General features: G+C 58.0%; 13 protein-coding genes. 12 read left to right on the top strand and 1 reads right to left on the bottom strand.

The window, feature by feature from the left end:
• Nucleotides 1-308 precede the first annotated feature (308 nt).
• The 6 genes from tilS (at nt 309) to ispD (ending at nt 6,963) form a co-directional block, all read left to right on the top strand.
• The gene (gene tilS / locus AC1ME2_RS06525; protein ID WP_480439970.1) at nt 309-1,622 is read left to right on the top strand and encodes a tRNA lysidine(34) synthetase TilS; all 1,314 of its coding nucleotides are present in this window, start codon (nt 309-311) and stop codon (nt 1,620-1,622) included.
• Between the two features lie 268 nt (nt 1,623-1,890).
• The gene (locus AC1ME2_RS06520; RefSeq protein WP_480439969.1) at nt 1,891-3,522 is read left to right on the top strand and encodes a CTP synthase; all 1,632 of its coding nucleotides are present in this window, start codon (nt 1,891-1,893) and stop codon (nt 3,520-3,522) included.
• A gap of 4 nt (nt 3,523-3,526) precedes the next feature.
• Nucleotides 3,527-4,372, top strand: coding sequence for a 3-deoxy-8-phosphooctulonate synthase (gene kdsA / locus AC1ME2_RS06515; RefSeq protein ID WP_322180465.1), 846 nt, complete (start codon nt 3,527-3,529; stop codon nt 4,370-4,372).
• A 153-nt stretch (nt 4,373-4,525) separates the two neighbouring features.
• Nucleotides 4,526-5,815 carry a phosphopyruvate hydratase gene (gene eno, locus AC1ME2_RS06510; RefSeq protein WP_480439968.1) on the top strand — a complete coding sequence of 430 codons (1,290 nt, stop codon included), beginning with the start codon at nt 4,526-4,528 and terminating at the stop codon, nt 5,813-5,815.
• A 165-nt stretch (nt 5,816-5,980) separates the two neighbouring features.
• Nucleotides 5,981-6,259 carry a cell division protein FtsB gene (ftsB, locus tag AC1ME2_RS06505; RefSeq protein WP_480439967.1) on the top strand — a complete coding sequence of 93 codons (279 nt, stop codon included), beginning with the start codon at nt 5,981-5,983 and terminating at the stop codon, nt 6,257-6,259.
• Complete coding sequence (ispD, locus tag AC1ME2_RS06500) at nt 6,256-6,963, top strand: 2-C-methyl-D-erythritol 4-phosphate cytidylyltransferase (RefSeq protein ID WP_480439966.1); 708 nt, start codon at nt 6,256-6,258, stop codon at nt 6,961-6,963. The genes ftsB and ispD overlap by 4 nt, the downstream gene beginning before the upstream one ends.
• Nucleotides 6,964-6,970: 7 nt before the next feature.
• Here ispD and AC1ME2_RS06495 read toward each other — a convergent pair whose 3' ends face one another.
• Nucleotides 6,971-7,867 carry a LysR substrate-binding domain-containing protein gene (locus AC1ME2_RS06495; RefSeq protein WP_480439965.1) on the bottom strand — a complete coding sequence of 299 codons (897 nt, stop codon included), beginning with the start codon at nt 7,865-7,867 and terminating at the stop codon, nt 6,971-6,973.
• A gap of 106 nt (nt 7,868-7,973) precedes the next feature.
• Between AC1ME2_RS06495 and AC1ME2_RS06490 the strand changes: the two genes are divergently transcribed.
• The 6 genes from AC1ME2_RS06490 to AC1ME2_RS06465 are packed head-to-tail and all read left to right on the top strand — an operon-like array spanning nt 7,974 to nt 12,935.
• Nucleotides 7,974-9,086 (top strand): S-(hydroxymethyl)glutathione dehydrogenase/class III alcohol dehydrogenase, encoded by a 1,113-nt coding sequence (locus AC1ME2_RS06490; protein ID WP_480439964.1) that lies wholly within the window; start codon nt 7,974-7,976, stop codon nt 9,084-9,086.
• Nucleotides 9,087-9,094: 8 nt separating this feature from the next.
• Nucleotides 9,095-9,940, top strand: coding sequence for an S-formylglutathione hydrolase (fghA, locus tag AC1ME2_RS06485; protein ID WP_480439963.1), 846 nt, complete (start codon nt 9,095-9,097; stop codon nt 9,938-9,940).
• 52 nt (nt 9,941-9,992) lie between these two features.
• On the top strand, nt 9,993-10,466 hold the full coding sequence (ispF, locus tag AC1ME2_RS06480; protein ID WP_480439962.1) for a 2-C-methyl-D-erythritol 2,4-cyclodiphosphate synthase: 474 nt from the start codon (nt 9,993-9,995) through the stop codon (nt 10,464-10,466).
• On the top strand, nt 10,463-11,521 hold the full coding sequence (truD, locus tag AC1ME2_RS06475) for a tRNA pseudouridine(13) synthase TruD (RefSeq protein WP_480439961.1): 1,059 nt from the start codon (nt 10,463-10,465) through the stop codon (nt 11,519-11,521). The genes ispF and truD overlap by 4 nt, the downstream gene beginning before the upstream one ends.
• The gene (surE, locus tag AC1ME2_RS06470) at nt 11,509-12,258 is read left to right on the top strand and encodes a 5'/3'-nucleotidase SurE (RefSeq protein WP_480439960.1); all 750 of its coding nucleotides are present in this window, start codon (nt 11,509-11,511) and stop codon (nt 12,256-12,258) included. Before truD ends, surE begins: the two co-directional genes overlap by 13 nt.
• A gap of 41 nt (nt 12,259-12,299) precedes the next feature.
• Nucleotides 12,300-12,935 (top strand): protein-L-isoaspartate(D-aspartate) O-methyltransferase, encoded by a 636-nt coding sequence (locus tag AC1ME2_RS06465; RefSeq protein WP_480442029.1) that lies wholly within the window; start codon nt 12,300-12,302, stop codon nt 12,933-12,935.
• Nucleotides 12,936-13,111: the final 176 nt, after the last annotated feature.

Below are 13,111 nucleotides of genomic sequence, written 5' to 3'. Positions count from 1 at the left end.
CAGAGGATATGTAATCTAGTGTGGGAGGCTTCGCCGCGTCTTCGACGCTGCGCTGTCGCGCAGCAAACTGTAGGAGCGCGCTTGCCCGCGATAAGGTCCGAAGGACCTTTCTGCGATAGTGAATCCACATTTTGCGACTGCTTCGGTCGGGCGCGACCCCGGGCCGATCGCGGGCAAGGACTGGGCGTCCCCCACGCGCCTACAAAGGATCGGTGTTTGGCTGAAAAGTTTGTGAAATTTATACTTTATTTTTCAATAACTTACAGGTTGTTTGATAAGAGCAGGCTTGCCTGCGAAGCGGTTGACTCATGAGTTTGAATGCACGGCTCCTCAACGTCCTGGAACCCTGGCGCAACGCCCCGGCCTGGCGTATCGCGTTCTCTGGTGGTCTGGACTCCACCGTTCTGCTGCACCTTCTGTCTGATCTCGCCTCCCGCGAAGCCTTGCCGCCCTTATCTGCGATTCACATCCATCACGGCCTTCAGGCTGCGGCAGACGCATGGCCCGGGCATTGTGCTCAGGTGTGTCGGGCCTTGGGAGTGCCGCTGCAGGTAGTGGCGGTGCAGGTGATGCCTGGCGCCAGCGTCGAGCGTGCTGCCCGTGAAGCGCGTTATAGGGCGTTCAGTCGGGTGCTGGCGCCAGACGAGGTACTGTTGACGGCTCAACATCGCGATGATCAGGCCGAGACCCTGCTGTTTCGTCTGCTGCGCGGCGCGGGTGTCCGTGGTCTTGCGGCGATGCCTCGACAGCGCTCGCTGGGAGAGGGTGTGTTGGTGCGGCCTTTGCTCGACGTCTCGCGCGCAACGCTGGAGGCTTATGCCCGCGAGCAGGGGTTGAGCTGGGTGGAAGACCCCAGCAATAAAGACAGCCGGTTTTCCCGAAATTACCTGCGCGAGCTCATTCTGCCGTCACTGACCGCGCGCTGGCCTCAAGCCTCCGCGAACATGGCACGAACCGCCGCGCATCTGTCTGAGGCGCAAGGGTTGCTCGACGAGCTGGCCGAGGAGGATCTGGCGCAGGCGGGTTCGCTTGCATCCTTCTCCTGGCTGGGATTGCCGTCGTTGGCGCTCGCACCCCTAAAAAACCTTTCTCCTGCCCGCCAACGCAACGCGCTGCGTCATTGGCTATCGTCCTTGACGCGTCTGCCGGACAGCGAACATTGGGCCGGTTGGGACAGTTTGCGTGACGCAGGCCGCGAGGCTCGGCCGATCTGGCGTCTGGCCGACGGTGAACTGCACCGTGCCGAGGGCTGTATCTGGTGGTTGTCGGGTGCCTGGTTGCAGCTGCCGGTTGCCCCGATCACCTGGGCAGACCCCCAACAAGCGTTGAGTTTGCCGGGCAATGGCTGGCTTGACGTTGTCGGTGATGCTCCGGCCGGCGAGCTACAGGTGCGTTATCGCCAAGGAGGTGAGGTCATGCATCTGCCGGGACGCGGGCATCGTGACCTCAAGCGCCTGCTCAACGAGAGTGGCCTGCCAGTGTTTGCCCGTGGCCGATTGCCGCTGGTGTACCGCGGTGAGCAGTTATTGGCGGTTGCCAACCTGCCAGAATTGGACGGAACAGCCCATGGCGACTGGCGATTGCGCTGGCACGCACCGACGAACGACCAAAGTTTGAGCTGAAAGGCCGTTTCCGGTAGACTACGCTCCCTTCTTGATACAGCTTCTGTGGATTCTTCTGAATTGACAGAAGTTGCCGATTACCAGGCAGTTTTTGCTGGGCGATTCTCAAAAATGTAGCGAGCAACAGGCAGGTTTTTTCAGTCTGCCGGTCTCAACGCAGCAATTTTCAGGAGTGCACTGTGAAAATAATTGGTAATTGGGGGCTTCGGCCTTCCTTCGCTTTCCCCGGCGGCTCTGACCGCTTTAACGCAGACTTCTAGGGTTTTTCATGACGCGCTACATCTTCGTCACGGGCGGTGTTGTTTCTTCATTGGGGAAAGGCATTGCTTCGGCTTCACTGGCGGCCATCCTGGAGGCGCGGGGACTTAAAGTCACCATGCTCAAGCTTGACCCCTATATCAACGTGGACCCGGGCACCATGAGCCCATTCCAGCACGGTGAAGTGTTCGTCACTCACGACGGCGCCGAAACCGACCTGGACCTGGGCCACTATGAGCGGTTCATCCGCACCACCATGACCCAGAACAACAACTTCACCACGGGACGTGTGTACGAACACGTCCTGCGCAAAGAGCGCCGTGGTGATTATCTGGGCGCGACCATCCAGGTGATTCCGCACATCACCGACGAGATCAAACGCCGGATCATCAAGGGCGCGGGCGATGCTGACGTCGCCATGGTCGAGATTGGTGGCACCGTCGGTGACATCGAATCGCAACCATTTCTTGAGGCCATCCGTCAGTTACGCATCGAGGTCGGCGCCAAGCGCGCGATGTTGATGCACCTGACGCTGGTGCCTTATATCGCCACTGCTGGCGAAACCAAGACCAAGCCGACTCAGCATTCGGTCAAAGAGCTGCGCTCCATCGGTTTGCAGCCAGACGTATTGATCTGTCGCTCCGATCATCACGTGGATATTTCTTCACGGCGCAAGATCGCGTTGTTCACCAACGTTGAAGAGCGCGCAGTGATCTCGCTGGAAGACGCCGATACCATCTACAAGATTCCGGGCATGCTCCACGCTCAGGGGCTCGATGATTTCGTTGTCGAGCGCTTTGGCCTGGAATGTGGCGGTGCTGATTTGTCCGAGTGGGAAAAAGTGGTCGACGCCAAGCTCAACCCTGAGCATGAAGTCACCATCGCCATGGTCGGCAAGTACATGGAACTGCTCGATGCCTACAAATCGTTGATCGAGGCGATGAGCCACGCCGGTATTTCCAATCGCACCAAGGTCAACCTGCGCTATATCGATTCCGAAGACATCGAGAACCAGGGCACTGCCTTGCTCGAAGGCGTCGACGCGATTCTGGTCCCGGGCGGCTTTGGCTTGCGTGGCGTCGAAGGCAAGATCACAGCGGTGAAATTCGCTCGCGAGAACAAGATTCCTTATCTGGGTATCTGCCTGGGCATGCAAGTAGCGGTCATCGAGTTCGCGCGTAACGTGTTGGGCTGGAAAGACGCCAACTCCACCGAGTTCGATCGTGCCAGTGGCCATCCGGTCGTAGGTTTGATCACCGAGTGGGAAGATGCCACCGGTGCCGTCAAAACCCGCAACGAAACCTCGGATCTGGGCGGCACCATGCGTCTTGGTGCGCAGGATTGCCAATTGGAACGGGGTTCGCTGGTGCATGATTGCTATGCCAAAGACGTGATCGTCGAGCGTCATCGCCATCGTTATGAAGTCAACAACACGCTGCTGCCAAGCCTGATCGAAGCCGGTCTGAAAGTCACCGGTCGTTCCGGGGATGGTGCGTTGGTTGAGGTGATTGAAGCGCCGGATCATCCATGGTTCGTCGCCTGCCAGTTCCACCCTGAGTTCACCTCGACACCGCGCGACGGTCATCCGTTGTTCAGTGGTTTCGTCAAGGCGGCTTTGACGCAACACCAGAAGAAGGCCTGACCTTATGGCACAAAAGATCATCCGTGTAGGCGCGATCGAGATTGCCAACGACAAGCCTTTCGTCTTGTTCGGCGGCATGAACGTGCTGGAATCGCGGGACATGGCCATGCAGGTCTGCGAAGAGTACGTACGGGTTACCGAAAAGCTCGGTATCCCTTACGTGTTCAAGGCCAGCTTCGACAAAGCCAATCGCTCGTCCGTGACCTCTTACCGTGGCCCTGGCCTGGAAGAGGGCATGCGGATTTTCGAAGAGATCAAAAAGACCTTTGGCGTGCCGCTGATCACGGATGTACACGAGCCTGAGCAAGCTGCGGTTGTGGCTGAAGTCTGCGACATCATCCAACTGCCAGCGTTTCTCTCGCGGCAGACGGATCTGGTCGTGGCAATGGCCAAGACCGGTGCGGTCATCAACATCAAGAAGGCCCAGTTTCTCGCCCCGCAGGAAATGAAACACATCCTGGCAAAATGCGAAGAGGCCGGAAATGATCAGTTGATTCTGTGTGAGCGTGGTTCCAGCTTCGGTTACAACAACCTGGTAGTGGACATGCTCGGCTTCGGCATCATGAAGCAGTTCGAGTATCCGGTATTCTTCGATGTGACTCATGCCTTGCAAATGCCAGGCGGTCGTTCCGATTCTGCCGGTGGTCGTCGGGCTCAGGTCCTCGATCTGGCCAAGGCCGGCCTCAGCCAGAGTCTGGCGGGGTTGTTCCTCGAAGCGCATCCGGATCCGGATAACGCAAAATGCGATGGTCCTTGCGCCTTGCGTCTGGACAAGCTTGAGCCATTCCTGGCTCAGCTCAAGGCACTGGATGAACTTGTGAAAAGTTTTCCTACGGTAGAGACCGCGTAAAAACGTTTTCTCCGGTACAGTGCCGCTCGGTATTTCTCTGGCCTTCGGGTCAGAGGCTTATCGTCGTCAGACCTGCCCGCTGCACAAAGCCTGACGGCGATAATTGATTCCCTCAGCTGCGTCGTTTTCGTCAATCTTGGAGTGTTTACAACAATGGCAAAAATCGTCGACATCAAAGGTCGTGAAGTTCTCGACTCCCGTGGCAATCCCACCGTGGAAGCCGATGTGCTCCTCGACAACGGCATCATCGGCAGTGCTTGCGCGCCGTCCGGTGCTTCTACCGGCTCTCGTGAAGCGCTTGAGCTGCGTGATGGCGACAAGAGCCGTTACCTGGGCAAGGGTGTTCTCAAGGCCGTGGCCAACATCAATGGTCCGATCCGCAGCCTTTTGCTGGGCAAGGATCCAGTAGACCAGCAAGCGCTGGATCGCGCCATGATCGCCCTGGATGCCACTGAAAACAAAGCCAGCCTGGGCGCCAACGCGATCCTCGCTGTGTCCCTGGCCGCCGCCAAAGCCGCTGCTCAGGATCAGGATCTGCCGTTGTACGCGCACATCGCCAACCTCAACGGTACGCCGGGTGTGTACTCGATGCCGGTGCCAATGATGAACATCATCAACGGTGGCGAGCATGCTGATAACAACATCGATATTCAGGAGTTCATGGTGCAGCCGGTTGGCGCCAAGACCTTCTCCGATGCGCTGCGCATGGGCACCGAAATTTTTCATCACCTCAAAGCAGTGCTCAAAGCCCGTGGCTTGAGCACTTCTGTTGGCGATGAAGGTGGTTTCGCACCAGACCTGGCTTCCAACGAAGACGCCCTGGGCGCTATCGCCGAAGCGGTGGCCAACGCCGGTTACACGCTGGGCACTGATGTGACGCTGGCACTGGACTGCGCGGCCAGCGAATTCTACGAAGATGGCAAATACAATCTGGCTGGCGAAAACCAGGTGTTCGATTCGGCTGGTTTCGCTGACTACCTGGCAGGTCTGACCCAGCGTTACCCGATCATCTCCGTCGAAGACGGCATGGACGAGTCTGACTGGGCCGGCTGGAAAGTGCTGACCGACAAGATCGGCGACAAGGTGCAACTGGTCGGCGACGACCTGTTTGTGACTAACACTAAAATCCTCAAAGAAGGCATCGATAAAAAGATCGCCAACTCGATCCTGATCAAGTTCAACCAGATCGGTACCCTGACCGAGACCCTCGAAGCCATCCAGATGGCCAAGGCGGCAGGTTACACGGTCATTATCTCGCACCGCTCCGGCGAAACCGAAGACTCGACCATTGCCGATCTGGCCGTGGGTACCGCTGCCGGTCAGATCAAAACCGGTTCTCTGAGCCGTTCCGATCGCATCGCCAAGTACAACCAACTGCTGCGTATCGAAGAGCAATTGGGTGCCAAGGCTGTATACAACGGTCGCGGTGAGTTTCGCGGCTGAGCTGGAGATGGTAAAAAGACAACGGGCGCTGTCAGAAAAGTCGGTATAGCTGATGATTCTGCCAGCGTATGAGTGATTGAGCCTGGTCCTGCCAGGCTTGATTCCCTCACTCGCTTTTCAATGTGTCTGCACCGCTGTCTTTTTCCACTGAGTACCTGATATTCAATGCGCAGTCCTAACTGGTTGTTCCTCATCTTGCTTCTGCTGCTGGCTGGCCTGCAGTATCGTCTATGGGTGGGCAACGGAAGTCTGGCGCAAGTGGCCAGTCTGACCCAGCAAATCGCAGACCAGCATGCTGAAAACGATACGCTCCTGGAGCGTAACCGGATTCTCGATGCGGAAGTCCTGGAGCTGAAAAAAGGCATGGAAACCGTTGAAGAACGGGCGCGCCACGAGTTGGGCATGGTCAAGGACGGCGAAACCCTTTATCAGTTGGCCCAATGACACGTGCTCTACCTGCCTTCTGGGCAGTGATTCCTGCTGCGGGCGTTGGCGCTCGCATGGCAGCTAACCGGCCCAAGCAGTACCTGCAACTGGGCGGGCACACTATTCTCGAACACAGCCTCAATTGCTTTCTGGATCACCCCCGACTCAAGGGCCTGGTGATCAGTCTGGCTGTGGATGATCCTTACTGGCCGACCCTGGCATGTGCTGCTGATTCGCGGATTCAGCGTGTGGCGGGCGGGCAGGAGCGGGCAGACTCCGTACTCAATGCGCTGCTGCACCTCCACGCGCAGGGCGCCCATGATGAGGACTGGGTGCTGGTTCACGATGCCGCTCGTCCGAATCTATCGCGTGGTGACCTGGATAAACTGCTGCACGAATTGGCTGACGACCCGGTTGGCGGTCTACTGGCCGTCCCGGCTCGCGACACACTCAAGCGTGCGGACAGCAGCGGGCGCGTGATTGAAACGGTTGATCGCAGCTTGATCTGGCAGGCCTATACGCCGCAGATGTTCCGCCTTGGCGCCCTGCACCGGGCCTTGGCTGACAGCCTGGTATCGGACGTCAGCATCACCGATGAGGCCTCTGCCATCGAATGGGCAGGTCAGTCTCCCCGACTGATCGAGGGCCGTTCAGACAACATCAAGGTGACCCGGCCAGAAGACCTCGAATGGCTGCGTCAATGCCCTGGGTTCAGGCGCTGAAGTCGCTTCACTCGCAATATTCCTTGCGCAGTGCCAACCCCGCTTTCAGATGCTCGACCAATTTGCGTACCTTGGGCGACAGGTGTCGTTGTTGCGGGTAGAGCGCCCACACCGCAGTGTTAGGGGGCTGATGAGCGTCCAGCAGAGAAATTAGCGCGCCGCTGTTTAAATGCTCAAGCACGTAGTAATCCGGCAGCTGACACAATCCGACCCCCTGCAATGCCGCGTCGAGCACCGCCTGCCCGCTGTTGCAGCGCCAGTTACCCTGAACCCGCTGTGAAAATTCCCGGCCATTTTGTTGCAGTACCCACGTGTCGGTGCTGCCGATCAAGCAATTGTGCCGATTCAACTCCGACAGGCTGTGCGGTCGCCCATAACGCTCAAGGTAAGAGGGCGATGCGCACAGGTACATACGCCGGGGCGCCAGGCGGGTGGCAATCAGTCGCGAGTCTTGCAGGCGACCCAGGCGAATCGCCAGGTCCAGGCCTTCATGCACCAAATCCAGGGTGCGGTTGCTCAGCTCGATATCCACGCGTAATTGCGGGTAAAGCGCCATGAAGCCGGTCACCAGCGGTACAACGAAGCGCTCTCCATACGCCACGGCGCAGGTCATGCGCAGGAGGCCTTTGGGCTCACTGGTCAGGTCGCCTACAGCGCGCAGCGCTTCTTCTCGACCATCTTGCAGGCGTTGGCAGTGCTGAAGAAATGTCTGCCCGGCTTCGGTCAAGGCTACGCGCCGCGTACTGCGATACAGCAACCGCGTTTGCAGGCGCTCTTCGAGCCGGGCGATTTGCCGGCTGATATGTGACGACGAAACGCCTAGGCGTTCGGCGGCAGCGGTGAACTGCCCGCATTCAGCAACCGCCACAAACTCATCAAGCCCTTCCCAGCGATTGGCGTACATCGATTATCCCTGTACAGCAATAATGTTTTGCTTTTGACCCGATTATTCATCAAACGGCACTGCTTTACACTCTCAGGCTTGTTTTTACTTCGCTTGGAGAAGATTGATGATCAAGTCACGTGCTGCCGTTGCCTTTGAAGCCAAGAAACCGCTCGAAATCGTTGAAGTCGATGTCGCGATGCCCAAGGCTGGTGAAGTGCTGCTCCGGGTCGTCGCTTCCGGTGTGTGTCACACCGATGCCTACACCTTGTCTGGCACCGACCCGGAAGGCATCTTCCCGTCGATCCTCGGTCATGAAGGTGGCGCAATCGTCGAAGCAATCGGCGAAGGCGTGACGTCAGTTGCAGTCGGTGATCACGTGATCCCGCTGTACACCCCGGAATGCCGTAAATGCAAATTCTGCCTGTCGGGCAAGACCAACCTGTGCCAAGCCATTCGCGCCACCCAGGGCAAAGGTTTGATGCCGGATGGTACCTCGCGTTTCTCTTATAAAGGCCAGACGATTTTCCATTACATGGGCACCTCGACCTTCTCCGAGTACACCGTGTTGCCGGAAATATCAGTCGCGAAAATCTCCAAAGATGCACCACTGGAAAAAGTCTGCCTGCTCGGTTGTGGCGTCACCACCGGGATTGGTGCGGTACTGAACACGGCCAAAGTCAAACCGGGCGACACCGTGGCGATCTTTGGTCTGGGTGGCATCGGCCTGTCAGCGGTGATCGGTGCAGTCAAGGCCAAGGCCGGGCGTATCATCGCCATCGACATCAACCCCTCCAAGTTTGAAATCGCCAAACAGTTGGGTGCCACTGACTGCATCAACCCTAAAGATTACGATCGCCCTATCCAGGACGTAATCGTTGATCTGACCGACGGTGGTGTGGATTTTTCCTTCGAGTGCATCGGCAACGTGCAACTCATGCGTGCCGCGCTTGAGTGCTGCCATAAAGGCTGGGGCGAGTCCGTGATCATTGGCGTGGCGGGCGCCGGTCAAGAGATATCGACCCGACCTTTCCAGTTGGTCACCGGGCGCGTCTGGCGTGGTTCGGCGTTCGGCGGTGTACGGGGTCGCACTGAGTTGCCGAGCTATGTCGACATGGCGCAGACGGGCGAAATCCCGTTGGACACCTTCATCACTCACACCATGGGCCTGGAAGACATCAATAAGGCTTTCGAGCTGATGCATGAAGGCAAGAGCATCCGCTCTGTCATCCATTTCTGAGGTCTGTCATGAGCCTGGAAAACCTGTCCTGCCAGAAAAGCTTCGGTGGCTGGCACAAGCGCTACAAACATCACTCCGATGTGCTCGGCTGCGACATGGTGTTTGCCGTATATCTGCCGCCGCAAGCGGAGCAGGGCGGTAAATTGCCGGTGGTGTATTGGCTGTCAGGGTTGACCTGTACCGATGAGAACTTCATGCACAAGGCCGGGGCGCAACGCGTCGCGGCTGAGCTGGGACTCATCATCGTCGCCCCCGATACCAGCCCGCGAGGCCCAGAGGTGCCGAGCGATCCGGATGGCGCCTGGGATTTTGGTCTAGGCGCTGGCTTTTATCTGAATGCTACCCAGCAGCCATGGGCGAAGAACTACCGCATGCACGACTATGTGGTGAACGAGCTTCCAGCACTGGTCGAGGCGCATTTCCCGGCCTCGGACCGGCGCGGAATCAGCGGTCACTCCATGGGTGGGCACGGCGCGCTGGTGTGCGCCTTGCGTAATCCTGGGCGCTACCGGTCGGTGTCGGCTTTCTCGCCGATCAGCAATCCGATGGACTGCCCATGGGGCCAGAAAGCTTTTTCCCGTTACCTGGGGGAAGAGCGTTCGCGTTGGCGCGAATGGGATGCCAGTGTATTGATCGCTGAGGCCAGGGAAAAATTGCCGATCCTCGTGGATCAGGGCGATCGTGACGATTTTCTCGCCAATCAGCTCAAGCCAGAGGCGCTGGTACAGGCCGCAAAAACGGCTCAGCATCCGCTGACCCTGCGTATGCAACCCGGTTATGACCACAGCTATTTCTTCATCGCGAGCTTTATCGAAGATCACCTACGTCATCATGGGGCCGCACTAAGCGGTTAATGTTGAACAAAGTAGGTAGAATCACGCCCTGACTTTTTCGGGGCGTTTTTTTATGCGTATTGGCCACGGCTATGATGTGCACCGTTTCGCTGAAGGCAATTTCATTACCTTGGGTGGCGTGCGGATCGAACACAGCTTCGGGCTGCTCGCCCATTCCGATGGCGACGTATTGCTGCATGCACTCAGCGATGCCTTGCTCGGCGCGGCAGCGCTGGGAGATATCGGCAGACACTTCCCCGATACAGACCCGCAATTCAAGGGTGCTGACAGTCGCGCGTTGTTGCGCCACGTCGTGACATTGGTCAATAACAAAGGCTGGAAAGTTGGCAATGTCGACGCCACCATTGTTGCCCAATCGCCGAAAATGGCCCCTCATATCGAATCGATGCGCGCGCTGATTGCCGCGGATCTTCACATCGAGTTGGATCAAGTGAACGTAAAAGCTACCACCACCGAAAATCTTGGCTTTGTGGGCCGTGAAGAAGGCATCGCGGTTCATGCTGTCGCCTTGTTGCTCTCGGCATGACGGAATTCGAATTGCTTGGCCCGTGTGCCTATGGCGATGCGTTGGGTACTGCGGTGCTCAAAGCCACGGCTGAAGACTTCCAGGTTGATGAAGTCCTGGATATTCCATTGTCCGGCGACGGCGAACACCTGTGGTTGTGGGTCGAGAAGCGCGGCCTGAACACCGAAGAAGCGGCCCGTCGTCTGGCGCGTGCGGCCGGTGTGCCGTTGCGTACCGTCAGTTATGCAGGCTTGAAGGATCGTCAGGCATTGACGCGCCAGTGGTTCAGCTTGCACCTGCCGGGTAAGGCGGACCCTGATCTGTCCGCGGCTCAGGACGACACGCTGAAAATTCTGAAAATTGGCCGTCATAAACGCAAACTGAACCGTGGCGCTCATGCGGCCAATGGCTTCACCTTGCGTCTGACCCAGTTGCACGCTGATCACGCGGCCTTGCAGGCGCGCCTCGAATTGATCGCCAGCCATGGCATCCCCAATTATTTTGGTGTCCAGCGCTTCGGTTGGCAGGGTGGCAATTTGGGCGAAGCTCGTGAGTATGCATCGCGCCAGGCATTGCCAGAGCAACGCAATGTGCGTTCGCGGCTGCTGTCGACGGCTCGCAGCTATCTATTCAATCAGGTGCTGGCGGCGCGAGTGGCTGACGGCAGTTGGCAGCGGGCGCAAGTGGGCGATCTACTGGCGTTCACTGACAGTCGCAGCTTTTTTCCTGCGGGTGAGGCTGAATGCAGTGACCCGCGTCTGGCTATCCTCGACCTGCACCCGACCGGGCCTCAGTGGGGCGAAGGTGATTCGCCTGCGACCGGCGTGACTGGCGAGCTTGAGCAAGCCATCGCGGCTCGCGAACCGACACTGCGCGATTGGCTGATCAAAGCAGGCATGGAGCACGAACGGCGCATCCTGCGACTGCCCATTGGCGGGTTGACGTGGCATTATCCCGAGCCTGATATTCTGCAATTGGAATTCGTCCTTCCGGCCGGATGCTTCGCCACCGTGCTGGTGCGCGAACTCGTCGATCTGGTACCGCAGGGGCAGACGGACAACTCATGCGTATTCTGATTTCTAACGATGATGGGGTAATGGCTCCCGGTCTCGCCGCGCTTCATGCTGCGCTGGCGGACTATAGCGAGTGCGTGGTCATTGCCCCTGATCAAGACAAAAGCGGTGCAAGCAGCTCGCTCACGCTTGATCGCCCGCTTCACCCTCTCACATTGGCCAATGGCTTTATCAGTCTGAACGGTACGCCGACCGATTGCGTGCACCTTGGGCTTAATGGGCTGCTTGATCTGCAGCCGGACATGGTTGTCTCGGGTATCAATCTGGGTGCAAACCTGGGTGATGATGTGCTGTATTCCGGCACGGTGGCCGCAGCGCTGGAGGGGCGTTTTCTCGAACGTCCGTCGTTCGCGTTTTCGTTGTTATCGCGTCTGGCGGACAATCTGCCTACCGCCGCGCATTTCGCTCGCCTGCTGGTCGAAGCCCATGAACAGCTCGACTTGCCGCCGCGCACCGTGCTTAACGTCAATATTCCGAATCTTCCGCTTGAGCATATTCGCGGGATTCAACTGACCCGATTGGGGCATCGCGCCCGCGCCGCCGCGCCGGTCAAGGTTGTCGACCCGCGTGGCAAGATCGGTTATTGGATTGCGGTGGCTGGCGACGCTGAAGACGGCGGGCCAGGGACCGATTTTCACGCGGTAATGCAAGGTTATGTGTCGATTACCCCGCTACAGCTGGATCGCACGTATCAAGATGGCTTCAGTAGCCTCAATAGCTGGCTAGAGGGACTGCATTGATGTCGCGCGAGCAAGATGATCGGTTACGACGTGGGATCGGGATGACCTCCCAGCGTACCCGAGAGCGTTTGATTCAACGTTTATATGAAGAAGGCCTGTCCAACGCTCAGGTGCTGGAAGTGATCCGGAGTACTCCGCGGCATCTGTTCGTTGATGAAGCACTGGCGCACCGCGCCTACGAGGACACTGCGTTACCCATCGGCCACAACCAGACCATTTCCCAGCCTTACATGGTGGCGCGCATGAGCGAACTGCTGCTGGCGGCAGGTCCCTTGGACAAGGTAATGGAGATAGGCACCGGCTCCGGTTACCAGACGGCGGTTCTGGCACAACTGGTCGAGCGGGTTTTTTCGGTGGAGCGCATCAAGGTTTTGCAGGACCGCGCCAAAGAGCGGCTGGTCGAGTTGAACCTGCGCAATGTGGTTTTTCGCTGGGGTGATGGGTGGGAGGGCTGGCCAGCTCTGGCGCCATACAATGGCATTATCGTGACCGCTGTGGCGGCCGATGTACCGCAGGCCTTACTCGATCAATTGGCGCCGGGCGGGCGGTTGGTCATTCCGGTCGGCTCAGGCGAGGTACAGCAATTGATGTTGATCATCCGCGAGGAGAATGGATTCTCTCGTCATGCGCTCGGTGCCGTACGGTTCGTGCCGTTGCTCAACGGGCCGCTGGCGTGAGGTTCATTACAGCTCGTAATGAATTCTTTCCGGTCTTGAAGGTCATAAGTCGGCGGTCAGTTAACGCAGTCTCTTGAATGAGTGCTGTAACGCACGGTTTTGTAACCAGTTAAGTGTTAGCTGCCGGCTATTATTACGGCACAATAGGCAACTTTAATTCAGTCACCAGTAAAGGG

Source organism: Pseudomonas sp. ASL9, assembly GCF_056680335.1.
This window is presented reverse-complemented; position numbering and strand designations above follow the sequence as displayed.